The 24,869-nt window shown below is 33.3% G+C and carries 30 protein-coding genes; 19 read left to right on the top strand and 11 right to left on the bottom strand.

The window, feature by feature from the left end:
- Nucleotides 1-230: 230 nt before the first annotated feature.
- The 7 genes from U5L76_05420 to U5L76_05390 all read left to right on the top strand — a co-directional run bounded on the left by U5L76_05420 (nucleotide 231) and on the right by U5L76_05390 (nucleotide 6,163).
- Nucleotides 231-953 carry a hypothetical protein gene (locus U5L76_05420; protein ID MDZ7799006.1) on the top strand — a complete coding sequence of 241 codons (723 nt, stop codon included), beginning with the start codon at nucleotides 231-233 and terminating at the stop codon, nucleotides 951-953.
- A gap of 168 nt (nucleotides 954-1,121) precedes the next feature.
- A complete protein-coding gene (locus U5L76_05415) occupies nucleotides 1,122-1,304 on the top strand; it encodes a hypothetical protein (protein MDZ7799005.1) in 183 nt (60 codons plus the stop codon).
- A 71-nt stretch (nucleotides 1,305-1,375) separates the two neighbouring features.
- Complete coding sequence (locus U5L76_05410) at nucleotides 1,376-2,044, top strand: ABC transporter ATP-binding protein (protein ID MDZ7799004.1); 669 nt, start codon at nucleotides 1,376-1,378, stop codon at nucleotides 2,042-2,044.
- A gap of 7 nt (nucleotides 2,045-2,051) precedes the next feature.
- Nucleotides 2,052-3,335 (top strand): ABC transporter permease, encoded by a 1,284-nt coding sequence (locus tag U5L76_05405; GenBank protein MDZ7799003.1) that lies wholly within the window; start codon nucleotides 2,052-2,054, stop codon nucleotides 3,333-3,335.
- 145 nt (nucleotides 3,336-3,480) lie between these two features.
- Nucleotides 3,481-3,837, top strand: a complete 357-nt coding sequence (locus tag U5L76_05400; GenBank protein MDZ7799002.1) for a hypothetical protein — start codon at nucleotides 3,481-3,483, stop codon at nucleotides 3,835-3,837.
- A 467-nt stretch (nucleotides 3,838-4,304) separates the two neighbouring features.
- Complete coding sequence (locus tag U5L76_05395; GenBank protein MDZ7799001.1) at nucleotides 4,305-4,949, top strand: hypothetical protein; 645 nt, start codon at nucleotides 4,305-4,307, stop codon at nucleotides 4,947-4,949.
- Between the two features lie 14 nt (nucleotides 4,950-4,963).
- On the top strand, nucleotides 4,964-6,163 hold the full coding sequence (locus U5L76_05390) for an MFS transporter (protein MDZ7799000.1): 1,200 nt from the start codon (nucleotides 4,964-4,966) through the stop codon (nucleotides 6,161-6,163).
- An 86-nt stretch (nucleotides 6,164-6,249) separates the two neighbouring features.
- Here U5L76_05390 and U5L76_05385 read toward each other — a convergent pair whose 3' ends face one another.
- From U5L76_05385 to U5L76_05360, 6 genes are all read right to left on the bottom strand, one after another.
- Nucleotides 6,250-6,396: a CxxC-x17-CxxC domain-containing protein gene (locus U5L76_05385; protein ID MDZ7798999.1), complete on the bottom strand. Its 147-nt coding sequence runs from the start codon at nucleotides 6,394-6,396 to the stop codon at nucleotides 6,250-6,252.
- 163 nt (nucleotides 6,397-6,559) lie between these two features.
- Complete coding sequence (locus U5L76_05380) at nucleotides 6,560-9,277, bottom strand: hypothetical protein (GenBank protein MDZ7798998.1); 2,718 nt, start codon at nucleotides 9,275-9,277, stop codon at nucleotides 6,560-6,562.
- Between the two features lie 372 nt (nucleotides 9,278-9,649).
- The gene (locus tag U5L76_05375) at nucleotides 9,650-10,591 is read right to left on the bottom strand and encodes a sulfotransferase (GenBank protein ID MDZ7798997.1); all 942 of its coding nucleotides are present in this window, start codon (nucleotides 10,589-10,591) and stop codon (nucleotides 9,650-9,652) included.
- 110 nt (nucleotides 10,592-10,701) lie between these two features.
- Complete coding sequence (locus tag U5L76_05370) at nucleotides 10,702-10,839, bottom strand: hypothetical protein (GenBank protein MDZ7798996.1); 138 nt, start codon at nucleotides 10,837-10,839, stop codon at nucleotides 10,702-10,704.
- A 260-nt stretch (nucleotides 10,840-11,099) separates the two neighbouring features.
- Nucleotides 11,100-11,357, bottom strand: coding sequence for a hypothetical protein (locus U5L76_05365; GenBank protein MDZ7798995.1), 258 nt, complete (start codon nucleotides 11,355-11,357; stop codon nucleotides 11,100-11,102).
- A gap of 128 nt (nucleotides 11,358-11,485) precedes the next feature.
- Complete coding sequence (locus U5L76_05360) at nucleotides 11,486-11,632, bottom strand: hypothetical protein (GenBank protein MDZ7798994.1); 147 nt, start codon at nucleotides 11,630-11,632, stop codon at nucleotides 11,486-11,488.
- Nucleotides 11,633-11,939: 307 nt separating this feature from the next.
- Between U5L76_05360 and U5L76_05355 the strand changes: the two genes are divergently transcribed.
- From U5L76_05355 to U5L76_05345, 3 genes are all read left to right on the top strand, one after another.
- Nucleotides 11,940-12,569 carry a hypothetical protein gene (locus tag U5L76_05355; GenBank protein ID MDZ7798993.1) on the top strand — a complete coding sequence of 210 codons (630 nt, stop codon included), beginning with the start codon at nucleotides 11,940-11,942 and terminating at the stop codon, nucleotides 12,567-12,569.
- Nucleotides 12,570-12,635: 66 nt separating this feature from the next.
- Nucleotides 12,636-13,589, top strand: a complete 954-nt coding sequence (locus tag U5L76_05350; GenBank protein MDZ7798992.1) for an EamA family transporter — start codon at nucleotides 12,636-12,638, stop codon at nucleotides 13,587-13,589.
- Nucleotides 13,590-13,623: 34 nt separating this feature from the next.
- The gene (locus tag U5L76_05345) at nucleotides 13,624-14,259 is read left to right on the top strand and encodes a formyltransferase family protein (protein ID MDZ7798991.1); all 636 of its coding nucleotides are present in this window, start codon (nucleotides 13,624-13,626) and stop codon (nucleotides 14,257-14,259) included.
- A 58-nt stretch (nucleotides 14,260-14,317) separates the two neighbouring features.
- Here U5L76_05345 and U5L76_05340 read toward each other — a convergent pair whose 3' ends face one another.
- Nucleotides 14,318-14,494: a hypothetical protein gene (locus U5L76_05340; GenBank protein ID MDZ7798990.1), complete on the bottom strand. Its 177-nt coding sequence runs from the start codon at nucleotides 14,492-14,494 to the stop codon at nucleotides 14,318-14,320.
- Between the two features lie 99 nt (nucleotides 14,495-14,593).
- On the bottom strand, nucleotides 14,594-14,755 hold the full coding sequence (locus U5L76_05335) for a hypothetical protein (GenBank protein MDZ7798989.1): 162 nt from the start codon (nucleotides 14,753-14,755) through the stop codon (nucleotides 14,594-14,596).
- Between the two features lie 28 nt (nucleotides 14,756-14,783).
- On the opposite strand from U5L76_05335, the gene U5L76_05330 reads away from it, so the two are divergent.
- The 3 genes from U5L76_05330 to U5L76_05320 all read left to right on the top strand — a co-directional run bounded on the left by U5L76_05330 (nucleotide 14,784) and on the right by U5L76_05320 (nucleotide 16,675).
- Nucleotides 14,784-15,389: an RNA polymerase sigma factor gene (locus U5L76_05330; protein ID MDZ7798988.1), complete on the top strand. Its 606-nt coding sequence runs from the start codon at nucleotides 14,784-14,786 to the stop codon at nucleotides 15,387-15,389.
- Nucleotides 15,376-16,140, top strand: a complete 765-nt coding sequence (locus tag U5L76_05325; protein ID MDZ7798987.1) for a hypothetical protein — start codon at nucleotides 15,376-15,378, stop codon at nucleotides 16,138-16,140. Before U5L76_05330 ends, U5L76_05325 begins: the two co-directional genes overlap by 14 nt.
- Nucleotides 16,141-16,216: 76 nt before the next feature.
- Nucleotides 16,217-16,675, top strand: coding sequence for a DUF2680 domain-containing protein (locus U5L76_05320; GenBank protein MDZ7798986.1), 459 nt, complete (start codon nucleotides 16,217-16,219; stop codon nucleotides 16,673-16,675).
- A gap of 163 nt (nucleotides 16,676-16,838) precedes the next feature.
- Here U5L76_05320 and U5L76_05315 read toward each other — a convergent pair whose 3' ends face one another.
- The gene (locus tag U5L76_05315) at nucleotides 16,839-17,270 is read right to left on the bottom strand and encodes a hypothetical protein (protein ID MDZ7798985.1); all 432 of its coding nucleotides are present in this window, start codon (nucleotides 17,268-17,270) and stop codon (nucleotides 16,839-16,841) included.
- A gap of 537 nt (nucleotides 17,271-17,807) precedes the next feature.
- On the bottom strand, nucleotides 17,808-18,125 hold the full coding sequence (locus tag U5L76_05310; GenBank protein ID MDZ7798984.1) for a hypothetical protein: 318 nt from the start codon (nucleotides 18,123-18,125) through the stop codon (nucleotides 17,808-17,810).
- Nucleotides 18,126-18,269: 144 nt separating this feature from the next.
- On the opposite strand from U5L76_05310, the gene U5L76_05305 reads away from it, so the two are divergent.
- From U5L76_05305 to U5L76_05280, 6 genes are all read left to right on the top strand, one after another.
- Nucleotides 18,270-18,674, top strand: coding sequence for a metal-dependent transcriptional regulator (locus tag U5L76_05305; protein MDZ7798983.1), 405 nt, complete (start codon nucleotides 18,270-18,272; stop codon nucleotides 18,672-18,674).
- 7 nt (nucleotides 18,675-18,681) lie between these two features.
- Nucleotides 18,682-18,954, top strand: coding sequence for a ferrous iron transport protein A (locus U5L76_05300; GenBank protein MDZ7798982.1), 273 nt, complete (start codon nucleotides 18,682-18,684; stop codon nucleotides 18,952-18,954).
- On the top strand, nucleotides 18,938-20,986 hold the full coding sequence (gene feoB, locus U5L76_05295; GenBank protein ID MDZ7798981.1) for a ferrous iron transport protein B: 2,049 nt from the start codon (nucleotides 18,938-18,940) through the stop codon (nucleotides 20,984-20,986). The genes U5L76_05300 and feoB overlap by 17 nt, the downstream gene beginning before the upstream one ends.
- 198 nt (nucleotides 20,987-21,184) lie before the next feature.
- The gene (locus tag U5L76_05290) at nucleotides 21,185-21,928 is read left to right on the top strand and encodes a ZIP family metal transporter (protein ID MDZ7798980.1); all 744 of its coding nucleotides are present in this window, start codon (nucleotides 21,185-21,187) and stop codon (nucleotides 21,926-21,928) included.
- 57 nt (nucleotides 21,929-21,985) lie between these two features.
- Complete coding sequence (locus tag U5L76_05285) at nucleotides 21,986-22,915, top strand: aldolase (protein ID MDZ7798979.1); 930 nt, start codon at nucleotides 21,986-21,988, stop codon at nucleotides 22,913-22,915.
- Nucleotides 22,916-22,936: 21 nt separating this feature from the next.
- On the top strand, nucleotides 22,937-24,247 hold the full coding sequence (locus U5L76_05280; GenBank protein MDZ7798978.1) for an FAD-dependent oxidoreductase: 1,311 nt from the start codon (nucleotides 22,937-22,939) through the stop codon (nucleotides 24,245-24,247).
- A 56-nt stretch (nucleotides 24,248-24,303) separates the two neighbouring features.
- Here the strand turns inward: U5L76_05280 and U5L76_05275 are convergent, their stop codons facing one another.
- Nucleotides 24,304-24,765 carry a hypothetical protein gene (locus U5L76_05275; GenBank protein MDZ7798977.1) on the bottom strand — a complete coding sequence of 154 codons (462 nt, stop codon included), beginning with the start codon at nucleotides 24,763-24,765 and terminating at the stop codon, nucleotides 24,304-24,306.
- Between the last annotated feature and the right edge of the window lie 104 nt (nucleotides 24,766-24,869).

Here is a 24,869-nt window from a genome sequence, read left to right as displayed (position 1 = left end):
CGTAAATTCAAATATAAACATAAACAGTAATTTGAGTATTAATACAAACAGCTGCGTATATACTGATATGAGTGATTGGGATACTTTTAAGACGCCATCGATCTGGAAAGTGCCGCCCGCCAAATCGGCAAGGCAGGCGGGAGTAGAGGCCTCGGTACGAGAACAGAATGCATTAGTCACTCGCAGACACCATCTTCACAAAATGGGTAATTTTATTATAAAATAGAAATATGAATAAAGGTAGAAAAATTGAGTTAATTTTTATAACAATTTTCACTGCTTTAGCCATATTATCATATGTCTTATTAGAAATATCAAATAATTGGTTAATTTTTTATTTTGCAGGCATCATCATATTATTACTTATGCCTGGAATTTTATTTATTTATTTAATTCCAAATGCTTTTCCTTTTTTTACTGGCACAACACATTCTCCCATATCAAATTTATTATTGGTAATAATACCCTATTTAATTAATATTGCGCTGGTTTTTTTTATTGGATACATTGCTAGATTAAATAATGAAGGGAAAAAAAGAAAAGTAAAAATAAGTGTGGGGACATTTACAATAATAATCGCTGCAATTATATTAGGAAGTTTTTTTATTGAATCTTCTGAAAACGTTGATTCCTGTTCAACGTATACGGTAGATTGGGATAAAAATCAATGTTTAATTAGAATTGCAATAAGAAAAGATGACTTATCTATTTGTAATCTTATAACTAAAGAATCTCAATCAATAAGTAATAAAACATCTCAAAATGAATGCTACACAGGTATAGCCGGGAAAAGACATGACATAAGTGTTTGTGACAAAATTGATAGAACTTTTGAAGTATTAAGATGTTATAGTAGAGTTGCCATTTACAATAATGACCGTTCTATATGTGATTTAATCCCTGATGATTCTTATGCTACAAAAGAGTTAAAAAGACAATGTAAAAACTGGTAATTATTAAAATATATTAGCGATTAATTATATAATAAACAATTAAATAAGAACTGAGCCCACCCTGTTGGCCGACGCCAAAAATCTAAATCCCACAAAACAAAAAAAGCTGGAGATTAAAAGAAAGATGCTGGAGGCTAAGGCTAAAAAAAGAAAAAAATAGATTTTCAAATGATTAAATGGATTCTTTGGGATTATCCGAAAACAAGAAAAACAAATGTATTAAAATTATTCGAAAAATACAATAATAAAAAAATAATAATTATAAAATCAAATAAGGATTTAGAAAAATTTAAATTAATCTATAAATTATTATTAAAAACATCTCAAAAGAAAGAGATGTTTTTTAGCTAATCTAGATAGAACTATTAATTTGTTATTATCGGTAATCTTGTGTTATAATATTCAAATAATAGATAAAAAAAATGTCTTTAATAGAACTAGAAAACATCAAAAAATTATATTTTGAAAGAAAATCCAATCAATTTGCCGCTTTAAACGGGGTTTCTTTAAAAGTGGCCAAAGGCGAAATGCTGGCGGTGATGGGTGTTTCCGGTTCTGGTAAATCCACTTTGATGAATATTATCGGCTGTCTGGACAAGCCTACTTCGGGAGTTTATAAATTTGAAGAAAAGGAAATAGAAAATTTGGGCAAGGCTCAATTAGTAAAAATACGGCGTAATAAAATCGGTTTTATTTTTCAAAACTTTAATATCCTTCCCCGCATGCCAGCTGTTAGCAACGTAGAACTGCCTTTGGTTTATCGTGGCATCAGACCCCAGGAAAGAAGAGCTAAGGCTAAAAAAATGATGGAAAAAGTCGGTTTGGGCGACAAGGTTAGGCATAAGCCAAACATGCTATCCGGCGGGGAACTGCAGCGAGTGGCTATTGCCCGCGCTCTAGTTAATGATCCGGCTATTATTTTAGCTGATGAGCCCACCGGTAATTTGGACTCAAAAAGCGGCCAGCAAATAATGAATATTCTAGAAGAACTAAACCAGCAGGGCACTACCATTTTAATTGTTACTCATGATAAAGAAATTGCTAGTCAAGCTCAAAAAATAATTAAAATAAAAGACGGACAGATAGTCTAATAAATATATGTATAAATTTTTAGAAAATATTAAATTGGCTATCAAGGCTATTTGGGCCAAAAAGACCCGTTCATTTTTGACTATGCTCGGGGTCATTATTGGTGTTTTTTCCATTGTTTTGCTAATCGGCATCGGTCAGGGAGTCAAAAGCGAAGTCACCGGACAAATAGAAGACCTAGGTTCAAATCTTCTTATGGTAATGCCTGGCTCTATTGGCGGCGGGCCCTTGTCAAGCTCCGGCACTTTTTCTGAAGAAGACTTAGAAGTTATAAAAAAGGTTGAAGGTATTCAATACACGGTACCGATGGTAGTGGTGCCTTTGCCAATTTCCAGTACTCCACCAACAGTGCCGGCCAATCAATACTCAGCTAACACCGGTTCTGAACAAAACTTAATTGAACAATCCAGAGATCGGGTTATTGCTGTTGGTACTACCGCTGATTTGGAAAAGGCCTTTGAAAATTCAGAGATGGCCACCGGCGAACACGCTGGCCGAATGTTTAACCAGCAAGAATATGATGACTCCTCATCAGTGGCTACTCTCCAATCAGGAGCCACCGAAAATCTTTTCCCAGACAAATCAGTCCAAGATATTATTGGCCAAACTATTTACATTGGCAAAGAGAGCTTTGAAATAATCGGCGCTCAAGAGTCAGTTGAATCAGAAGATCTTTTTGGAAACTCTAACATGACTAATATGATTTTTATACCGATGACCGCCGTGGAAAAAATTAGCGCTTCCATTAATATTACCCAGATAGTAGTGATCGTAAAAAACGTGGACAATGTTGACACGATCAAAGAAGATATCCGCCAGTCCTTACTGCAAGCTCATGAAGGAGTGGAAGATTTTTCGATTACCACTCAGGAAGAAATTTTGGATATGTTTGACCAGGTCTTGGGAGTGATTACTGCCATGCTGGGGGGTATTGCCGCTATTTCGCTTTTGGTTGGCGGTATTGGCGTCATGAATATTATGTTGGTTTCAGTGACCGAAAGAACCCGGGAAATAGGACTACGTAAAGCGATTGGTGCTTCCGGCAGTGATATTCTAGTCCAATTCTTGGTCGAAGCCATGTTTCTAACTTTTTTGGGCGGTACTATTGGAGTCGGTCTGGCTTTCTTGGGCGCTGGCATTATGGAGGTCCAATTCGGTCTATCCCCAGAGATTAATTTACAATCAGTCCTTTTGGCCTATGCTTTTACTGCTTTGGTCGGTATTTTCTTTGGCGTGGCTCCGGCTATTCGCGCTTCCCGGCTCGATCCGATTGACGCTTTGAGATACGAATAAATATTTAATAAATAAAAAAGCAACCTAATTAATAATTAAGTTATTTTTTATTATATTATTATTTTTTATCAAAAATAATCTCGGTACTGAATAAGATTTATACTATTATTTACCATTTTAAATTTATTTCTGCTATACTAAATATATGAATAATAAAAGTATTAAAATAATTCGTTGGCTAGCCCGTACTCTTGGCTTAATTATAGTTCTTTTCTGGTTGATAATATCTCTAGGCTATGCTTTCTCTGATTTTGAAAGTTTCACCGGCGAATCATTAATTATTAACTTATTAGTAATTATCACCACTATTGGTTTTATGGTTGCTTGGCGAAAAGAAAAGCTTGGTAGTATTATTCTTATTAGTGGTGGTATAATTCATTCTATTTTTGCTTATTTTATGGCCGGACATAATCATCTTTTTGCGGTTTTAATTTCTGGATTTCCTTTTGTTATAATTGGTATTCTTTTTTATGCGATCAGTTGTCAAAAAAAATATAAATAGCAAGGAATTATATAGTCAATATCTAATGATGATATATCCCCGTCTTTTATTTACTATTTATTTTTATTTTTAAAAAACCATAATTAGTTTTTAGTTTTTCCGGCTCAATAAATTTTAACTTTAGGAGTTAATTTAATATTAGAATATGGTTTAGAAAAACGCTATTAAGATAGTTTTTTCATGATTTAGGGAAACACCAATAATAATAGACTTTTTTTTGAAATACCAAACAACTGACAAATATCTTTAAATCATGCTTTTCTGCCCATAAATACTCCTTAAATCTTAATTCTTTGAAATATTTAACTAACATAGGAGACCTTTCTACTTTCTATTTAATAGTTAACACCTATTACCCTTGATTATACCAAATGTTAGCGACAGGTATTAACTAGGCTACATCTTTTTTAATATTTTAAAATATGTTATTATATAAAAGGTAAAGAATAATAAATAATATTAAATATATGACTAGCAAGAAAAAATATTCCAGCCTAATAATCAGCGCTTTTTTGCTTATTTTCTGCCTTTTAATACTCCCTGGTTGCACTAATACTACTTCTACAAAAACATCTGAAGATAATGAGTTGGCCAGCAGTCAAAAAGCTGTTAAAGAAATTCTGGAAAAAGCTAAAGAAGAATGGTCTAAAGACGCCGAAATTCATCAGCTTACTAGTGATGTTAATTCTATCTATGTCAATAATCAGAGAATTTTTAATGGTTATAAAGAGGGTAAATTTATAAGTTGGATAGCTCGTCTTTATTCACCTTCAAAAAATCAAGTAGTTATGTCTGACTGGACTTCTGGAAAAATATCGCTGGGAGAATCTTATGGAGAAGGAGATTCTCTTTCGACAAAACTTGAAAGTCAGATTATAAATTTAAACGCCTTAAAGGAAAAAAATTCTTCTACTGAAATATACCAAAAAGCTTTAGAAAAAGGTTTAAATACAAAAAAATATTATTACACTATGAAAATAACTGGGGCCCAAGCCAACCAGATAAATGAAAATACTTCTCCTTACACTTGGTATGTCTATGAAAAAGATCCCAATAATTTTGATGATAAAATGCAAAGTGTAACCGTTAATACTTATACCATCACCCCATAAAACATTTTTGATAAATGAAAAACAAAAATAAAAAAATTATATATTTTTTAGTTTTCTTCCTAGCCCTTTCAGCTGCTTTTCCCGCTTATATTAGATCCTCTTTTTTGGAAGAATTTGCTAAAGCCGAAAATGTCGGCTTTTTCTTTATGGCCGGCGCCGGTCTAACTTTGCTTTTGATGAATTTAGTGCCGTTAATAATAAAACGTTTCACTAATTTTGTTTTTTCTCTAGTTATTCTAATAATAGAAATTGGTTCAATATTTATACTTATCAACACTCAATCTAAAATCGTAGCTTTTATTTCCTTTACTGTTATTTATGCCTGTGTCTGTCTTTTAACCACCAGCTTAGACATATTTCTTGAACGTTTTACTTCTAATAGAAATACAGGTCGGGTACGCAGTATTTATTTTACTATACTTGATTCAGCCTGGGTTATTTCGCCAATAATTGTCGGTTATATTATGGGCTCTGATAATTACCGTTTAATTTATAAAATCACTATTTTCTTTCTGATGGCTATGTTTATTATCATTTTTTCTCAAAAAAAAGTTCTCTTCACCAGAAAGGTACATTACGATCACCATCATTCATTAAAAACTCTAAAGACAATTTTAAAAAACAGCCGGCTTAAAGACATATTTTTTATTTCTTTTGTATTAGAAATTTTCTTTTCTGTGGTCACTATTTATATGCCCCTATATCTTTCACAAAATCTGGGCTATAGCTGGACTGTTATTGGCGCCATCTTTACTTTTATGCTTTTACCCTTTGTTATATTTCAGATACCAGCCGGTATTTTTGCCGATCGCCGGCAAGGAGAAAGAAAAATGATTTTTTTCGGATTTTTAATTCTTTCTGTTTCAACTTTACTTTTCTTTTTTACCGGTCAGGCTAATCCTATAATATGGGCTTTAATACTTTTTCTAAGCCGCAGCGGAGCGGCTTTGGTCCAGTCAATGAGAGAGTCTTACTTTTTCAAATGTGTAGATGTCGAAGACATTGATTATATAAATTTTTTCCGCAATCTGAAGCCTTTGGGATTTCTTTTTGGTTCTCTTATTGGTATTATTGTATTAAATCTTCTAATAATTGAATACATTTTTATTATTCTTTCTATAATTCTTTTCTTAAGCCTGATAGTTGTTTGGCAGCTTAAAGCCCCTCGAGATCAGTATCTCCATAAAAAAATGCCTCCTCTTCAAAAACCTTAATAATTTTAATACAAAAAAACTCCCTTAAATTACTAAAGGAGTTTTTTACTTTTGGACTTATATTTGACGTTTAAAAAATCACTTTCTTAAAACTGTCCGCGTCCGCCGCCTCTATTTTGGCGACGTTTCTGATGGCATTGCCGACAATAAATCGGGCGTTGACCATCCGGCTCAAAAGGAAGCTCGGTAATCTCGGTTCCGCATTCTGAGCAGGTCCATTTGCCCTGGTGCATTTGTCTTTGCCCAAAGCCTTGTTGATCGTTCATAATTTGATGAACTTTCTTATGTACCCCGCTAAAGTTAAATTTTTTTCAAATCAATTATTGGGATACTTACTAATTAATAGCCCCAGTCTAGCTTATTAATTTATTTTTGTCAAGGGTGAAATTAATTTTATCATTCTACCATAATTTCCTTGTCATCAGAATTCTTTGGAGTCGGCGAAATAGTAACCTCAGCATAACCAGATCCACTAATAGCAACCCAGTTGGTTAAGTTTACACGAACTTCATAATCTCCAGATGAAATATTGTCAGGACTAATTAAAGTCATTGATATTTCTTTTGTTTCTCCCGGTTCAACTCTCAAAGCCGGTGGATCATATAAAGTGTCTAAATCATAATTAGCTTCCCAACCAGCCGGCTCTTGCAAATAAAAAGTATATATTTCTGAACGGGGGCAAATTTCTGGATTATTTGGATTGGTTACACTAATACTGTAACTGAAACTATCTCCAGCGTAACCCGATTTCGTTAAAGGGGAAATGCTTACTTCCGGTGGATTATGTATACAGGTATCACAAATGATCCGATTGGTTAGTAGGGCGTCAGTATAAGCATAGAGGCTTCCATTATTATCATAGAAATATTCTTTTGTACCATTTTCCGTGATTTCTGTTTCTGGTATGCATAGCGTTTTTGTATATTCTTTATTATTTTCAAGGGCTTTAATTTGAACTAATCTCTCAGGAAAAGTTTGAGCTAATAAAGAAGAAAGTTTTAACATAAGCGGAGAACTACCTCCGGATACTGTTTCTAAATCTTCAAAATCGGGATCTTGGAAACTGGGATCTTGGTGTGACCATAAATAATTTAATACCGTATTTTCTCTGATAAACTTAATTTTAGTCGGCGTAGAAACAATTTCATCCAATCTGGCCTCATTAATTCCTTCAGGTTTAAAAACATTAGCCAGTAATTCATGACAAGGCTTGGTAGTAGCCATGTTAGTTAAAAGTACGTCTGTGTAAGGCGTGCCGTTTTGGTCGTAGTAGTACTTAATGGTCTCTCCGTTAGAGGTAGTGGTTTCCGGAAAGCAAAGAGTGTTAGTGTATTCAGTCTCATCGTAATTAGCGTTCTTTAAAGTAATAGTTCTGGCTGGAAAAGTAACGTCTTCACTCAAGTTAGCGGTTTCCATCGCCAGTAAGAGAGGTGATTTACTTTCTGGATTTAGAGAATCATCAAAATTACGAGAATATTGATTATTGTTAATGTAAAGTACTCCTAATTCAGTGTTATCTCTTTTAAATTTAATATTACTATATTCATCTATAGTATCACTAAGAGAAGCCTCACTAATATAGTAAGGGGTTAAACTATCTTTTAATAATTCATGACAAGGCTTAGTGGTAGCCATGTTAGTTAAAAGTACGTCTGTGTAAGGCGTGCCGTTTTGGTCGTAGTAGTACTTAATGGTCTCTCCGTTAGAGGTAGTGGTTTCCGGAAAGCAAAGAGTGTTAGTGTATTCAGTCTCATCGTAATTAGCGTTCTTTAAAGTAATAGTTCTGGCTGGAAAAGTAACGTCTTCACTCAAGTTAGCGGTTTCCATCGCCAGTAAGAGAGGTGATTTACTTTCTGGATTTAGAGAATCATCAAAATTACGAGAATATTGATTATTGTTAATGTAAAGTACTCCTAATTCAGTGTTATCTCTTTTAAATTTAATATTACTATATTCATCTATAGTATCACTAAGAGAAGCCTCACTAATATAGTAAGGGGTTAAACTATCTTTTAATAATTCATGACAAGGCTTGGTAGTAGCCATGTTAGTTAAAAGTACGTCTGTGTAAGGCGTGCCGTTTTGGTCGTAGTAGTAAGGAGTACCTTTGCCTAAATATTTCTGATCATTCTCATTCCATTCGCCGGTAATAGTCTGTTCTGGAAGACAAAGTGTCTGTGTTCCTAAATTAGAATCAACTGTATAAATTCGGGCTGGTACGGTAATTTCTTCTGGCGCTCCATAGTAACCAGGACCTAAGGTAAAAGGGGCTTTACCACCATCCACAAAATCTATTTCATCATCAGGTGTCATTTTAACAAAAGTATTATCAGCCATGGCAAACATACTTTGATCGTAGCGGATAAAATAAATAGCAAAACTATCAGCAATGCTTTCTGGGTAGGGTTCATTAAAATTTATTTCACTAATTGTGGTTGGATCATAAGCTATAGAATTTACCTGGCAAGTGCTATTCATGGCTTTATTTTTCAGATTACTGTCTAGATAAGGAGTACCGTCCACATCAAAATAATAACTGACTACGGATCCTTGATTAATAGTATTACTGGGTAAACAAAGGGTTTTATTACCAATATCAGTGACTAAACTAAAAGTAATAGCGGGAATTTCAGCCGAGTCAATTTCGCTCTGGGTAATCTTAACTTGCAAAGGTGATTTGCTATTTGAGTCAATAGTATCTCCTGGTTCAAATGAACCATTAGTAATATCTTCTATGGAAAAAGTAGTTTGTGCTGATGCTTCTTTGATAAAAAAAGAATTAAGAGAATCTTTGTCACCAATTTTAAAATTTTTGTTTTCTTGAAAAGCCGAGTCATTAGAATAATTATAAGTTGCCATAACCACACTATCACGCAAAAACTGATACTGGGCGTAGCGTGAATCCTTAATTTCATTGGTGCTGGGTACTCCGTCAGTCAATTGAAGTGGTTTAAAGGCCTGGGCGCCAATCACTTTCTTTTCTTTAAAAACTGGCAAACCCATAACAATACCCATAGCGGCGGATAAAGCTCCAATCATCATGATACCAACAGCGATTTTGTGGGAAACAGGAGTTGATGTTTTTACTTCTGTTTCCGTATTAAATTTTGGCATAAATTTATTTTTAGTTTAGTTAATAAAAAAACCGCAGTTTAAAAAAGCGGCTATTTAAGTTAATAGAAGATATTATTATTAATCATTAATATTGACTTAAAAATATTTTTTTTATTTAATTGTCTTTTTGTTTTTGTTTTGCTAGTCTAATAATAGCATAAATTAGCTAAAAAGTCAAATAAAATAGGTAATGTGCCCAGACATATGGCGGTTTTCTAGATAACTAGATAAAAAGAGGAATGGTATTATAATGATTTATTACCCTACTCTCTAAATAATAAAATATCTAATTAATCCTTGGTTAAATTTAATAATTAAAACCATCAAAAGTGCTTACTTAAAACATTTTTATGTTATTTAAATTTATTCACCTTATTTGAGCCAGTCTGACAAATCTTTTCCTATTAAGTTTTGTAGTTTTAAAATATCTTCTTTAAAATAGGGCCGAAGTGTTTTTCTTTCTTCCTCAGTTAACTTAGGCTTTTCTTTCATAAACATTTTTTTAATTCTTTCTCTTAAACTTTCAGGTACTATTTTTAGTAAATTAGCCGATTGCGCCAGATTTATCACTTGATTATAAAGAAAGAGAAATTTTGGTTTTTGAGACTTCATATGAGCCTTCTTTGTCATAAAATTAAATTTTTCAATATCTAGAAAATCACAAACTTGACTTAGAACTAAATTAGTTTTTTTTATAAAATCATTAAATAAAATTATTTTTACATTGTTTTGAGGAAATAGATCTAAGTATCTTTTTACTGGTTTATAATATAAACCGGATTCAATAAACAAATGACTTCTACCCCAGCCTTTATCATTCTGGTTATAATCTTTTTTTACTTCTTCTAAAAAATAGTCTGTTTTTAAAAGTCCATTTTCCAATTGCATCATAAAATTTGAGTAAGCTCTTTCTACTGGGTCTCTTAACATTATCATTATTTTGGCTTTAGGGTTGTATTGATATATCTCTTTGGCCGCTAACTGACTGTATAAATAGCCGGGGCATGATTCTCCTAATATTTTTTCGTTTTTAGCTTCTCTGAATATTTGATAGTAATCTTCTATATTTTTTATGAAAATCTGTTGAACTTGAGGAAGCAGAGAATTTGAAAAATATTTTTTCTTATTTACTTTTTTATTTTTTTTAATTTTTCCCTTGAAATTTTCTATTCTTAAATCTTTACTAAAAAAGTAGGTTTCTTTGACCGGACTCATAAATATTTTAGGATGCTGCTGCAGATAATTGTGCATAGATGAAGTACCGGATTTGGCTACTCCGACAATAAAAAAGTTTATTTTTTTTCTAGACTTCATATTTTTAAACAGATTTAATTAATTTTGTAGCCATTTAAATAATCTCGTCAATTAACCTTTTTATTTTTTTAAGACAAAATTAAAAGATAAAATTATGGTATTTTCTTTTTTTAAATTATTATAAATTTTAATTTGCGGCTTTTGATTTTTGATAAAGTCTCATTAGCTTTAGCAACACTCCCGCCCTTATGAGTAAATATACCTGAAAGATATTTTTTAGCTCTTGATTTATCAATTTTTTGGCTCATAAATTTAGTTCTATTAAATTGTTTATCATTTATATTATATCATTCTTTTTACTTAAGCTTAATCAGTCTTGATAATAGGCCCGTATATATAGCGATTTTTAGATAAAGAAAAAGGTGGTATTACAACCATTTATAACGCTGCTCTCTAAATAATAAATGCGCAGTCAATACCTAGTTAAATTTAATGATTAAAACCGTCAAAAGTATATGACTAAAACAAAACCCGCCTTTAATAGTTTTAAAGGCGGGTGAAATAATAATTAGAAAAGAATATCAATTTGGGTGCCGAGTCGTCCATGGTTGGGATGATAATAAAATCTAAAGAGATCCTCGGAAAGAAAAATTTCCTGTTTATGGACTAAAACTATTCTAACAATACCATTAGGTAATTTAATTTTTTTAAATTCATATTCTCCAGGTTCTAATATATAAGGTCCTAATTCATCACCTTCCCGCTTAACCAAAGTTATTTTTTCTTTTACTTTGACCCTAAAAACTTCTCCTACTTTTCTAATCATAACTCTCTCCTTTTTTAAATGTGCTTTCCTAATAAGTTAACAAATACTTAAACTTTAGTCAATAATTACTAGAAATAAAAAAGGCAAGATTATTTATCTCGCCTTTGATTTAAAAGAGTTATTTTTTTTCAATCAGTTTCTTTAGCCAAATTCATAATTCTTTTTATCTTATCTAAAATCTCATTAAGTTTAACCAGCTCTGAAGAAAGTTTATCGGTTTTATTTTCTTTAAATAAATATTTTAAAAGATCTGAAATTTCAGGTCTTAATCTCACTATTAGTCCATTTAATCTCTGGCCTTGCTTGGTCTATTCTTGAAGAATTTCCGCCGGACATTTTTTTATATTAATACTTTCATCAGTTTTTTTTGTCTGAAGAACGGCCGGACATTTTAACCTCCTTATTTTACCAACTAAAATAATTAACTCTTTGTCTCTATTTATATTAATGTGCTTTTTTATAAATTATTAATTAAAAAAATCTGTGTCAAGCCAACTTGATTATTTTTCCGACCCATGTTACTATCTAATGCTTATCATAAAAAATCGTACTTTAAAAAAGTGAGGTTAATAAATGAATGAAATGAAAGAATACTTATGGAAAAACTTTCTTTTTTTATGCCAAGAAACTAGGTGTGCTTGTCCTGTCAAAAGCGCTTTTGAAGATATTATCACCCGTTACTCTGAGCCGCACCGCCGGCATCACGGAGTTGAACATCTCTATTACAGTCTTTTGGCTTTACATCCAGTTTGGCGTGACTTGAAAAATCCTTTGGCAGTAATGGCGGCCATCTGGTTCCATGATGTTATTTGGCAGCCGCTAAATCCTGAAAACGAAGACCAGAGTATCATTTATGCTTGGCGTTTTTTAGAAGGCGGCGATGTGGATATGACATTTGTTCGCGAAGTTATGCGCCTCATCCGCTTTACCAAGCATAACCAAATTCCGGAAGAAAGTGACATCGACGCTCGAACCATCATGGATATTGATCTACTCTGTTTAGGCAGCAGCTGGGAAGATTTCCAAAAATACAGTCAGAATGTTTGGAATGAATTGGCTAAAAAAGTTTCTGACAAAGAGTTAAGGGAAGGGCGGAAAAAATTTTTCCGCTTGATGCTTCGGCGCCAAGATATTTATCTGACTGATTTTTTTCGGAAAAGATACAAAAACCGGGCCAGAAGTAATTTAAAAAGAGCATTAGTTATTCTTTAAACCTTACCCTCTGCCATTTGGTAGAGGGTTTTTTATTTTTTGAATATATTGCTATAATAAAAAAATATGAAAAAATCAATTAAAATATTAGCTGCTTTGGCCATTATCTCGGCCGCTTTTTTATGGGCTTTAGATGGGGTTTACTTTACTCCCTGGATTTTGAATTTAGGATTATACGATGTGCCAATTTTTGTTTTTATGCTGCACTTAACTGGTGCCATTATTTTATCCTATTTTTTAATTACTAGAAAAAAGGAATTAAAAAATTTAAATAAAAAAGATTGGCTCTCTTTTATACTAGTGGGAATTTTTGGCGGCGCTTTGGGTACTATGGCTATTATCGGAGCTATTTCCCAAGTTCATGCTAATCATTTGAATATATCAGTGGTATTAATTTTGCAAAAACTTCAGCCAATCTTTGCCATACTTTTAGCTTATGCTTGGCTGCGTGAACGTCCCCGGAAATCATTTTACGCCTGGGCCTTAGTGGCTTTGGTTGGCAGCTACCTGCTTACTTTTGGCTTTACTAAAGCTAATTTTTCAGCCACGGGTATGCTTATTCCGGCTTTACTGGCGGCTTTAGCCGCTTTTTCTTTTGGCTCGTCCACAGTTTTTTCCAAAAGAGCCATAAAAAAAATCTCGCACGGCTTGGGCACGGCTTTACGCTTTTTTATCACTACCGGCATCATGTTTTTAATAATAATTATTATCTCTTTGTTAAATTCAGGCGGGGTTAATACTGGCTACGCTGGTTTTGCTGGCTTTAATGTCATCACCTGGTCAATGATCGGAGTTTTCTTTCTAATTGCTGTCACTGTCGGGGCCGGGGCTATTTTTATTTATTACTGGGGCCTGAAAAAAGTGATGGCCTCGCGGGCCACTATTTATGAATTATTTTATCCTTTATCTTCCATCTTATTAGAATACTTTTTTCATGATAATCTACTTAAACCCGGCCAATGGCTGGGAGCCGGTGTTATTTTAACAGCTATTATTGCTATTACCAGGAATAGAAAATAAAATAAAAAAGTTCTTTAAAAAAGGAGGGTTAAAAATGTCAAAACCCAAAATTCTTGTATTTGCCTCGGGTGATAAAGTAGGCGGCGGTTCTGGTTTCCAAGAACTGGTGGAAAACTCCCGCACCGGCGTTTTGGATGCGGAAATAATCGGCGTAATTTCCAACCACAAAGATGGTGGTGTTAAGAAAAGAGCTATAAGGCTCGGCATTTCTTTTCATCATATGACTGAATTTGGCGAACAAAATTACCGCTTAGCCGCCCAAAATCTTGGTGCGGAATGGATTTGCCTTTCTGGCTGGTTAAAATTTATCCGTGGTCTTAATCCAGCTAAAACTATCAACATTCACCCTGGATTATTGCCCCTATTTGGTGGCCGGGGAATGTATGGACATCATGTTCACGAAGCGGTTATTAAAGCTTTTAAGAAAGGTGAAATCAATGAAACTGCTGTGACCATGCATTTTGTCGATAATCAATATGACCACGGACCGATTTTTTTCCACTATCCGGTTCTCATCCGCCAAGATGACACCGCTGACTCACTCGGTGAAAGAGTCAATAAGATCGAGCATGGCTGGCAATCATATATTACTAATTTAGTAGTTCACGGCTCCATCCGTTTAGAAGGCGGTCGGGTCATAGTGCCGACAAACTATCCCTGGCGGCCCTAATCATAAAACCCCTGAAATTTTCAGGGGTTTATTTTTTTTCATCAAAATCTAACTAGATTTACTTTTTCTTTTTGCTTTTCTTTTCCAATTTTTTATCGGATAATAAATCCTTATTTTTCTTTTTGACAAAAAGAGCGGCTACGGTTGTGCCAATAGCCGTGATTAAAGCAAAGAGAAAAAACTTCTTGGCTTTGCCTTTTTTATTTTTTGGCTTTTTTTCTTCTTCTTTAGACATGTTATTTATCCTTGTTTAATTTCTTATTTAATTTATATTCATTTTTAGCTTTTTTCTGGGCTAGTTTAGCTTTTTTTTGGCTATGGCTATTTTTTGGGTCTATATTTTCTCTTTTTTCTTTTTATCAACAGTTAAATTTTTATTTTGGCGAGTCCGATCAATAACCATCATAGCCAGATAACGGCCAAAGTAACCGATTAACCCGGCTAGGAATACGGTCAAAGTCCAGATAATTATAGTCTTAGCGGTTTCAATATTCATGGGTTTGTTTTATTATTATAGTATAAATTTGAAATATTTCCAAGGTTATATTTGTATTAATATAGACACCCCTTCAATTATGGATAAAAAGTCCGACCAAGAAATAATCCGGCAAATCACTGAAGAAAATAAGGATCTTTTTGCCGAGATAGTAGAAAGATATCAAAAACCTCTTTTTAGATATATTTATCGTCTGGGACATTTTTCCAAAGATGAATGTGAGGATATTCTTCAGGAAACTTTTATTAAGGTTTATAAAAACCTGCGTGCCTTTGATTTAGAAAAAAAGTTTTCCTCCTGGATTTACCGTATTACTCATAACGAAGTTATAAATTATATTAAAAAAAGAAAAAAAGAAGTTTCTTTGGAAAAAAATAATTTTGATGAAGTTTTGCCGGATAATACTGATCTTTTCCAAGAATTAAATATAAAGCAGCAATTTGAAAAAGTAAAAAAAGAAATATATAATCTGGACGTAAAATACCGGGAAGTTTTGATTTTGCGCTATTTTCAGCAGAAAAGCTATGAAGAAATTTCCGACATCTTGCGGAAACCAATAAATACTGTCGGCACTTTGATTTCCCGGGCCAAAAATAATCTTAAGGAAAATTTATCAAAATATGAAAAACTCTAATTTAGCCCAAAAAATAAATAAAACTATTAAAGAGAAGAAGATAAAAATGCGCTCTCGATTTTCAGTCATGGCCGAAAAACTGGGCCTGGAAAGCGCCGCTGTTTTACTCATTTTAATTAGTATTTTGATTATTGGCCTGATCGGTTATGTTTTAATTGAGTCTGGGGCTTTAGAATTTACTGATTTTGGCTGGTCTGGTTTCGGTATAGTATTTTTAAAATTTCCCTATGAACTTTTAATTATAGCTATCGTTTTGATTATTATTACCGGTTATATTCTTAAAAGTTTTGATTTTTCCTACAAAAATAATTTTTCTTTAATTATTGTTTTGATTGTTTTCGGAGTTATTCTTTTTGGTTTAACTACGGCTGCTTTTAATATTCCGAGAAAAATTCATAACCTGGCTCAGGAAAAAAATATTCCTTTTGCTTCTTCTTTCTTTAAACAGAAAATAGGCTATAACCTAAAAAAGGGTCCGGCTCAAATCGGTGAAATTATTAACTTAGAAAATAATTTAATAACTATAACCACTCCTCTAGAAGAAGAAATTGAAGTGATTTATGACCAAGAAACCCTCATGCCTCAGGATATAGAATTAGAAATTGGCCAAAAAATTGCCGTGCTCGGTCAACTTGAAAACGGATTACTTAAAGCTCAGGGTATTAAAATATTTTCCGGCCAGTACTGGCACCACTCTAATGAAAATAGGCTTCGACCCCGCCGTCAAGGACCTTTTCGGCTAATGAAATAAAATTCTTTTAACTTTGTATTAATAGTACAAGGTCGAAAAATAAGAACATTAATAATTAAACTATAATAAAAGATATATGAAAAAAACATTATTTATTAGTATTCTGGCCGTTATTAGCACGGTTTTAATCAGCGGTTTTATCATGAATGCTGCCGCTGAAGAGAGTAATGGATTTATGGGATTATTTGGGGGTGACCGGGATAAAATGATTGAGAATAAAGCCGAAGTGATGGGTTTATCATCTGAAGAACTTCAAGCTAAATTTGATCAAGGTTTAAATTTCCATGAAATAGTAGAGGAAAGCGGCCTTTCTTCGGAAGAAATGCACGAAAAAATGGAAGCGCATAAAAACGCAGAAATTGATAACTTAGTAACCGAAGGTAAAATATCAGAAGAATATGCTCAGGAGATAAAGCAAAACATGAAAGAAAGACATCAGAATAGAATAGAAAATGGTGGTTTTGGTCAAGGTATGAAAAGAGGCCGTGGTATGATGAAACAGGAATGTCATGACCAGGTTAATACAGACTCTTAAAAATATCTAAGCATTAAGTAAAATACCCTGATTTCAAAGTCAGGGTATTTTATTATCTGAATAAATCAATGACAAAACCAAAAAAAATCCCCCGAGTGCATGGCTCGAGGGTAAGTGTTAAAAACTAAGATGTCTTAGCATTACATCTGCCTGAAAAGGGGAGTCAGGCGAAATGCATGGCCTCGCCGAAATCGTTTGCAATCGTGTGAATAGAAATGGTGTCGAGCTGAAAGTTCGGCTTTTTAATCACAGAAGAAACATCTTCAACCATTATATTCGAGACGTTGACGAAAATCTTGGCACTAGTCTCTTTTCTGGTCTCCCGGGTTACTCTAGTATTCATTTTCACATTAATCATACATTTTTCAGCTACTGCCGGCCATGTCTTCTTATATGCCGTGTTCGCTACTTCCTCAATAATCGTACTCTTGATAACTTCAGACCATTTTACCGCAGTCTCGGTTATCCTGTACTCAACCTTTTCCATCTCGGAGTCGGAATAAGTACCGAGCCTCTCTGCTTCTCCGACGCTGGCCATTACGACTAGCGGGAAAGCCATTACGATGGCAAAAATCATGACAAGGAATTTTTTCATTCCTTACCTCCTTTTTTAATAAACAGGGGGTTAAAGCTGCTTGACGCTTCGTTGTCAAATCTAATTCCCTAATCTGGAATAATTAAAAGCCTTTAATAAACTCCTTTCAGGCTATTCCAGAAGGTGAAAAAAGAACAAAATTTATGATACCAATATTATAACTATATTTTATTAATTAATCAAACATTGCAAAAATAATAAATTTATATTAGAATAAATCCGGTGCCTTGGATTCCTTCCTACTTCACCGTTGGAAAAGCCTCTAAGGCCGCTAAATTCGTACCCGGCCTTGTCCGGATTGTCACTAAGATAATGTCAAACACGGTTTAAGGAGTGTTGATATTATGAGGGTATTTTGGAATGAGGTAAGTTTCTATTAGACTAACGTACGGCTAGTTTTAATCCAGCAATATCATTAAAGCTGGAAAATAGAAGGCTATATACCTCTGGCCACTCAAATTTGAGTGCCCTCTTTTTTGATTAACAAAAATCCCAGCCGTTGAGCCGGGATTAATCAATTATATTTATACGCTTTAATTAATTATTTTTATTTTTTTCGTCTTTTTCCCATTTCTTATGTACTTGATCTAGCTTTTTATTGGCTTTTTGGACGGCTTGGAAAAGGCCTTGTTTTACTTTTTTATCAAAGTCTTTTTCCTGGGATTTTTTATAAATCCGGTCAATACCTTGAACTAATTTATTCAAACCCTCTCCGACTTGTGCCTCCAGTTTTTTTCTCTGCTGCGAATGCCAGGCCGATTTAATGTTTATTTCCAGGTTCTGCCCCAATTTTTTAAATTCTGAAGATAAATTAGAGTGATGAGTTTTTTTTGATGCTTTTTTTCTTTGAGCCATATTTTTTTAAAAATTAATTATTAGCCAATAAATATAATAACATTTATTAATATTATAATAAAGAGGTTATTTATCCCCAAAAAAGTAATTTACATAATTAATTTAATAGTCTATTATTAAAGTTAGTTATAACTAACATTTTTTATGAAAAGACAAAAACAAAGCCAGGAAGATTATTTACGCACCCTTTATATTCTCTGGGAAAAAGATAAAAATATTCATTCTAAAAAAATAGCTGATTATTTAAATATATCCAAGCCTTCAGTTTCAGCTATGTTAAATAAGCTACAGCAAAAAAAATATATTAATAAAAAGCCTTACGGCACCGTAAATTTAACTAAAAAAGGTTTAGTCAAAGCTAAAGAAATCACTCGTCGTCATCGTTTAATCGAAGTTTTCTTAAAAAAATCTTTGGGTCTGAAAAATGAAAATATTCACCAAGAAGCACATCATTTGGAGCATGCTTTTTCTGATTTATCGATTAAAAAATTAGAAAAAATTTTAAAAAATCCAAAAAAATGCCCGCACGGCAAAAAAATACCAAAATAAATAAAAAATGTTTAGACGAAAAAGATTTAGAAAAAGAAAAAATATACCCCTCCAAGGAAAATCACTGGCTGATTATCCGGCTGGCACTGATATAGAAATAACCGGCATGCCTGGCGGCCCCGGGTTTAGACAAAGGCTGGGCGAACTTGGTCTTTATGAAGGAGCTAAAGCCAAAATTATAAAAAATGACCGTTTTGGTCCGGTAATTTTAAAAGTGTTTAATTCAAAAATTGCCCTTGGCCAGCATCAAGCCAAAAGAACCTATGTTAAAAAAGTTTAAAAAAATTGAAGAACATATTACTATTGGCCTAATCGGCAATCCCAATGTCGGTAAATCCACTCTTTTTAATACCTTAACCGGTTCCCATCAGCACGTCGGTAACTGGCCCGGCAAAACCGTCGAAAAAAAAGAAGGTTTTTTTATTTATAAAAACCATAAAATCAAAGTAGTCGATTTACCAGGAGTTTATGGTTTATCAGCCTATACTGAAGAAGAAATAGTCAGCCGGGATTTTATAATGCATGATCAGCCTGATATTATTGTTCAAATAATTGACACCGAAAATTTAGAAAGAAATCTGTATTTATCAGTCCAATTAATCGAATTAGGAGCTCCTCTGATTATTGCTTTAAATAGGTCTACCTTGGCGGAAAAGCACGATTTTTTTGTAAATGAAAAAAAACTGGCCGAATTATTAGGAGTATCAATAGTTAAAATTGAAGCCCCTAAAAAAGAAAAGGTGGGTAATCTTCTTGATTTAATTTTTAGTCAAGCCCATAAAATTAAAAAAGAATGTAAGATTAAGTTAACCTATGGAGATGAAGTTAACCAAGAAACAAATAAAATAAAAAATATTTTAATCAATAATGAGATTTCCTTCCCAGCTTGCAATATTAACTGGGTGGCTTTAAGGCTTTTGGAAAAAGATGAACATTTTATAAAAAAGCTAAAAAACAAAAAATACTTTAGTAAATTATCACTAGTAATTAAAAAGAGTCGCCGGCGTCTAAAAAAAATATTTGACCAATCCATCAGTTCGCTTTTGTCAGAAGTACGTTATAGTTTTATCCGCGGAGTTGGCCAAGAAGTAATTGATCAAAAAAACAAAGAGGCCAAATCATCTTCTGATAAAATTGACCGCGTTTTGACTGATAAATTCTGGGGTCTTATCATATTTTTCTTAATTATGCTTTTGATGTTTCAACTCACTTTTACTCTGGCTGCTCCTTTGGTAGAAATTATCAATAACTTATTTGACCATTTGGGTGAGATTATCAGTCAAAAATTGGCTTTAATTGAAGCGGCGACTTGGATTAATTCGCTGATTAATAATGGTCTTATCGGCGGCACTGGCACTGTGCTTTCTTTTTTACCCAATATTTTTATACTCTTTCTTTTTATTGGCCTCATGGAAGATACCGGTTATCTAGCCCGGGTGGCCTTTGTTATGGATCGTTTTATGCACCGTATTGGTTTACACGGCAAATCATTTATTCCTTTAATTTTAGGCTTTGGCTGTAATGTGCCGGCTATTATGGCTACTCGGACCTTGCGTTCAAAAAAAGACCGACTTTTGACTATTTTAATTAATCCGCTCATGTCCTGCAGCGGCCGGCTGCCTATTTATATCCTTTTTACAGCCGCTTTTTTTTCCGCTTATCAGGGATGGGTTATTTTTGGTCTTTATATTTTGGGAGTAATTTTAGCTATTGTAATCGGTAAAATTTTTAATAAATTATTTTTTGGCGGTTTGTCTGAACCTTTTGTGATTGAACTGCCTTCATATCACTGGCCGGTTTTGAAAGGTCTTTTGATTCATGTCTGGGAAAAATGCTGGGAATTTATTAAAAGAGCCGGTAGTATTATCTTAATCTTCTCAGTTGTTATTTGGCTTTTGGCCAGTATGCCCTGGGGCGTTGAATACGCGGCCCAGAATTCTATTATCGGAAAAATTGGGTCGGTTGTTTCTCCTCTATTTAAACCGCTTGGCTTTGGCGGATGGCAAGAAACAGTGGCTTTATTTTTCGGCACAGCTGCTAAAGAAGTAGTGGTTAGTACCTTAGGCACTCTTTATGGAGTAGCTGAAGAATCTCTGACAGTTGTTTTAAAATCTAATTTTACTGCTTTAAGCGCTTTGTCTTTTATGGTTTTTTCCCTCATTTATACGCCCTGCCTAGCTACTATCGCGGTTATAAAAAAAGAAACTCATTCCTTCAAATGGGCTCTCTTTGTGGTCGCTTACAGTATGGCTTTAGCCTGGATAGTATCATTTTTTATTTATCAGGGAGGAAAGTTATTGGGATTTACTTAATCTAAAAGTTTTAAATCAAAAATTAATTTATTACTTCTTGTATTTAGAATTTGACTTTATGTTTTTTTTATTATTAAAAAAATATATTAAGGCGAAATTTTTCTACAAAGTTATTCTTTTTTAATAAATAAAGAAAGAGAAAAAGAAAAATTTAAAAAAATTTAAGATTAAATCAATCTTTGTATCCAAATTTCTAATATGTCAACTTTAGTTATTATCAGTGTAATTTTACTATCTCTTCTTTCGGCTTTAACTACCGCAATTGGTTTGCTTCTTGCTTTTTATTTTAAAAAAAAATCTAATTTGATCGCCACAGGTATTGGCTTTTCCGCAGGTATAATGATGATTATTTCTTTTTTTGAGCTTATACCAGAGTCAATTGGAGCATCTAATACTTTTTCTGCCCTAATAGCTTTAATATTAGGGATTCTTTTTGTTTATTCTTTAAATTTCATTATTCCTCACATTCATTATATCAAAGAAAAAGGACAATTACACTGGCAGATTAAAACTGCTTATTTAGTAGCTCTAGGACTAATTCTTCACGATTTTCCTGAAGGCTTTGCTATGGCTAATTCTTATATTTACGCTCCGCGTTTAGGAATTTTGATTGCCATCTCAATTGCTATTCATAATATACCAGAAGAATTTGCTATGGCTGTACCACTGGTCATAGCCAAAAAAAGAAAAGCATTAATTAATCTGGCTATTCTTTCTGCCTTAGCTGAACCAGCCGGGGCTGTTTTCGGACTTTTGGCTGTTTCAATAGCCCCAGCTCTAAATCCTCTTTTTATGGCTTTTGCTGCCGGAGCAATGATATTTATTTCTATCCACGAATTACTACCTATGGCTTTAAAATACAAAAAAATATATCTCTTTATTATTGGCATAATTTTAAGCATATTTACCTATCTGGGACTAACTATGTTTTTTCCTGAATAAGTTTTTTATTATTCAAAAAAATTTGTTATAATAAAAATATATTAATTTACAAAAAATATGAAAAAAATAAACATACCTTTAACCATTCCCAAAAGTAAAGAAAAAGAATATATTAAAAATTACAAAGCGGCCACGCGTAATACTGGTCGAATGATGATGTTTGCCGGCGATCAAAAAGTGGAACATCTAAACGACGATTTTGTGGGTAAAAATATTTCTAAAGAAACCGCTGATCCAGAACATTATTTCAAAATTGCCAGTAAAGCAAATATTGGTGTTTTTGCTACGCAATTAGGTTTAATGGCAAAATACGGGCGAGATTACACTAATGTTCCCTATTTAGTTAAAGTCAATTCAAAAACTAATTTACAAAAAAAGGAATACAAAGATCCTTTTAGTAACATATGGATACATCTTAATGAAATTATAAAATTTAAAAAACAGTCTCGTTTAAATATTGTTGGTGTAGGTTATACAATTTATCTTGGTAGCTGGTATGAATCAGATATGTTAAACCAAGCTGCTCACCTTATTTACAGAGCCCATCAAGAAGGTTTGATCACAGTTATTTGGATGTATCCTCGAGGCAAGGCCGTAAAAAATGAAGAAAATATTCATCTACTGGCTGGCGCTGCTGGTGTTGCTTTATGTTTAGGCACTGACTTTGTAAAAATAAACTATCCCTATAATAAGAACAATAAAGAAATTGCTTGGGCTTTTAAAGAAGTAACAACGGCCGCTGGCCGAAGCAAGGTTATTTGTGTCGGTGGTTCAAAGAAAAATCCCCGCCAATTTTTGCAAAATATATATAATCAAATTCATATCGCTGGTACAAAAGGTAACGCTATTGGCAGAAATATCTACCAAAGACCTCTTAAACAAGCGATAAGGATGGCCAATGCTATTTCCTCTATTTCGCTCTATAATTATTCTGTAAAAGAGGCTTATGATATTTTTCTCGGCAAAAAAAAGTTAAAGATTAAATAATTAATTTTTTAATTAAAAATCATGAAAAAATCAGAGATAATAATTATCGGCGGCGGCCCGGGCGGTATTACCGCCGCTTTGGAAACGCGAAAAAATTATCCAAAACAAAAAATTACTCTCATCCGTAAAACAGAAAAGAGTCCGATTCCCTGCGGTATTCCTTATACCTTTAACAGCCTGGACTCGATTGATAAAAACATTATTCCGGACGAAAAATTGACTGATAACAATATCGAATTAATTATTGATGAAGTTATTCAAATTAACAAAGAAAATAAAAAAATAAGCACCCCTAATTTTGAAATGGAATATGAAAAATTAATTTTAGCCACTGGCTCGAATCCTAAATCACTACCTATTAAGGGTCTTGATGAAAATAAACACTGGTTAATTAAAAAAGATTGCCCCTACTTAGAAAAACTGCGTCAGGCTATGTTAAAAGCTAAAGAAGTAGTGATTATTGGCGGCGGTTTTATTGGTCTGGAAATTGCTGATGACCTGACTAAAAAAGAAGGTAAAAATATTACAGTTATCGAAGCCATGGATGTTTGTCTGGGCCTGGCTTTTGATCAGGAAATGGCTAAAAAAGCTCAAGAGGCCTTAAAAGAAAAAAAAGTTAATATTATTACTGGTGCCAAGGTTGAAAAAATAGAAAAAGGCAAAGTTATATACAATAATGGCCAGGAAATAAAAAATGATCTTCTTATTTTATCAGTTGGAGCCAGTCCAGAAATTACTTTAGCTAAAAAAGCTGGTTTAGAAATTTCTTCAAATAATTCTATTAAAATTAATAAGTACGGCCAGACTTCGGATAAAGACATTTTCGCGGTTGGTGATTGTGCTCAAAAAATTGACTTTATCACCCAAAAAGAAAGCCCGGCTATGCTAGCTTCTATTGCCTGTCTGGAAGCCCGGATAGCCGCGATTAATCTTTACAAAAAAAATAAAGAAAACCAAGGTATTATTTCAGTCAGCTCGACTAAAATTGCTGATTTGACCCTGGCTTCAGCTGGCTTTAATGAAAATATTTGTCAAAAACAAAATATTAAATTTAAAACCGGGCCGTTTGAAACTTTTGACCATCATCCGGGTAGTTTACCAAATAGTCAAAAAATAAACTGTAAATTAATTTTTAATCAAAAAAATGTATTAATTGGCGGGGAAGTGATGGGACCCAAAACATGCGGAGAAATCATTAATATTATAGCCCTGGCCATCCAAAAAAAGATGACCGCCCAGGATTTGAAATATTTACAAGTAGGTACTCATCCACTTTTAACCGCTTCGCCGATTGCTTATCCGATTATTAAAGCGGCTGGATCAGTTTTGTAATTTTCAAATTTAAAATAAAAAAAATGATCTGCACTGTAAAAAATGCGGGTCTTTGATTATACACCATTCGCTACTTGAAAATAGCTATGGGATTTTTTTATAGACCAGTTAAAGTCGAGCCAGCTCCAGCGTAGTGCTACACGGCCACAGACCATAACAAGACAGGGAACGTGAAGACCTTCATCATCACAGCTTTCCACCACTGATTTAAAAAAATAAACTTCCTTATTGTCAAATACTTCCTGGAATACAGCTCCACCTTTTGTTCGGACAGCTAGGGCGTCTTGTAGGCCTAAACATGATTTAAGCATGTTTCTTTCTTTGAGATAATTATAGACTGTCATTCCAGAAATTCTACTTTTTTTCTGTTTTTTGTAAAACCATAATGAAACCGCTGTACTTAAATCATAGGCATCAAGCCCAGTTTTTTCCAATTCCGGATGTATTATCTTGCTTACCCATTCCGGATAAGGAATTTCGAGTGAACGGTCTATACAAATTATTGTATCAGAAGACATCTCTTCCCTCCTTTTTAAATTTATTGATTCTTCCAATTATAAATGATCAACACTAGATTCTATCATAAAAAAAATTTATTGTCAATATCTTCAGTGTAGTCCAT

The sequence above is a fragment of the Patescibacteria group bacterium genome (genome assembly GCA_034520665.1).
Taxonomy (GTDB): domain Bacteria; phylum Patescibacteriota; class Patescibacteriia; order JAXHNJ01; family JAXHNJ01; genus JAXHNJ01.
Note: the sequence above shows the minus strand (reverse complement) of the source record. Positions and strands in the feature narration are given on the sequence as shown.

Coding starts and splice junctions, on each gene's coding strand:
- U5L76_05395 (MDZ7799001.1), top strand. CDS start 4,305: ATGACTAGCAAGAAAAAATATTCCAGCCTAATAATCAGCGCTTTTTTG.
- U5L76_05285 (MDZ7798979.1), top strand. CDS start 21,986: ATGAAAAAAATAAACATACCTTTAACCATTCCCAAAAGTAAAGAAAAA.
- U5L76_05370 (MDZ7798996.1), bottom strand. CDS start 10,839: ATGAGCCAAAAAATTGATAAATCAAGAGCTAAAAAATATCTTTCAGGT.
- U5L76_05380 (MDZ7798998.1), bottom strand. CDS start 9,277: ATGCCAAAATTTAATACGGAAACAGAAGTAAAAACATCAACTCCTGTT.
- U5L76_05385 (MDZ7798999.1), bottom strand. CDS start 6,396: ATGCACCAGGGCAAATGGACCTGCTCAGAATGCGGAACCGAGATTACC.
- U5L76_05390 (MDZ7799000.1), top strand. CDS start 4,964: ATGAAAAACAAAAATAAAAAAATTATATATTTTTTAGTTTTCTTCCTA.
- U5L76_05375 (MDZ7798997.1), bottom strand. CDS start 10,591: ATGAAGTCTAGAAAAAAAATAAACTTTTTTATTGTCGGAGTAGCCAAA.
- U5L76_05290 (MDZ7798980.1), top strand. CDS start 21,185: ATGTCAACTTTAGTTATTATCAGTGTAATTTTACTATCTCTTCTTTCG.
- U5L76_05325 (MDZ7798987.1), top strand. CDS start 15,376: ATGAAAAACTCTAATTTAGCCCAAAAAATAAATAAAACTATTAAAGAG.
- U5L76_05400 (MDZ7799002.1), top strand. CDS start 3,481: ATGAATAATAAAAGTATTAAAATAATTCGTTGGCTAGCCCGTACTCTT.
- U5L76_05275 (MDZ7798977.1), bottom strand. CDS start 24,765: ATGTCTTCTGATACAATAATTTGTATAGACCGTTCACTCGAAATTCCT.
- U5L76_05365 (MDZ7798995.1), bottom strand. CDS start 11,357: ATGATTAGAAAAGTAGGAGAAGTTTTTAGGGTCAAAGTAAAAGAAAAA.
- U5L76_05405 (MDZ7799003.1), top strand. CDS start 2,052: ATGTATAAATTTTTAGAAAATATTAAATTGGCTATCAAGGCTATTTGG.
- U5L76_05350 (MDZ7798992.1), top strand. CDS start 12,636: ATGAAAAAATCAATTAAAATATTAGCTGCTTTGGCCATTATCTCGGCC.
- U5L76_05320 (MDZ7798986.1), top strand. CDS start 16,217: ATGAAAAAAACATTATTTATTAGTATTCTGGCCGTTATTAGCACGGTT.
- U5L76_05420 (MDZ7799006.1), top strand. CDS start 231: ATGAATAAAGGTAGAAAAATTGAGTTAATTTTTATAACAATTTTCACT.
- U5L76_05340 (MDZ7798990.1), bottom strand. CDS start 14,494: ATGTCTAAAGAAGAAGAAAAAAAGCCAAAAAATAAAAAAGGCAAAGCC.
- U5L76_05410 (MDZ7799004.1), top strand. CDS start 1,376: ATGTCTTTAATAGAACTAGAAAACATCAAAAAATTATATTTTGAAAGA.
- U5L76_05280 (MDZ7798978.1), top strand. CDS start 22,937: ATGAAAAAATCAGAGATAATAATTATCGGCGGCGGCCCGGGCGGTATT.
- U5L76_05310 (MDZ7798984.1), bottom strand. CDS start 18,125: ATGGCTCAAAGAAAAAAAGCATCAAAAAAAACTCATCACTCTAATTTA.
- U5L76_05300 (MDZ7798982.1), top strand. CDS start 18,682: ATGTTTAGACGAAAAAGATTTAGAAAAAGAAAAAATATACCCCTCCAA.
- U5L76_05415 (MDZ7799005.1), top strand. CDS start 1,122: ATGATTAAATGGATTCTTTGGGATTATCCGAAAACAAGAAAAACAAAT.
- U5L76_05305 (MDZ7798983.1), top strand. CDS start 18,270: ATGAAAAGACAAAAACAAAGCCAGGAAGATTATTTACGCACCCTTTAT.
- U5L76_05355 (MDZ7798993.1), top strand. CDS start 11,940: ATGAAAGAATACTTATGGAAAAACTTTCTTTTTTTATGCCAAGAAACT.
- U5L76_05345 (MDZ7798991.1), top strand. CDS start 13,624: ATGTCAAAACCCAAAATTCTTGTATTTGCCTCGGGTGATAAAGTAGGC.
- U5L76_05335 (MDZ7798989.1), bottom strand. CDS start 14,755: ATGAATATTGAAACCGCTAAGACTATAATTATCTGGACTTTGACCGTA.
- U5L76_05315 (MDZ7798985.1), bottom strand. CDS start 17,270: ATGAAAAAATTCCTTGTCATGATTTTTGCCATCGTAATGGCTTTCCCG.
- feoB (MDZ7798981.1), top strand. CDS start 18,938: ATGTTAAAAAAGTTTAAAAAAATTGAAGAACATATTACTATTGGCCTA.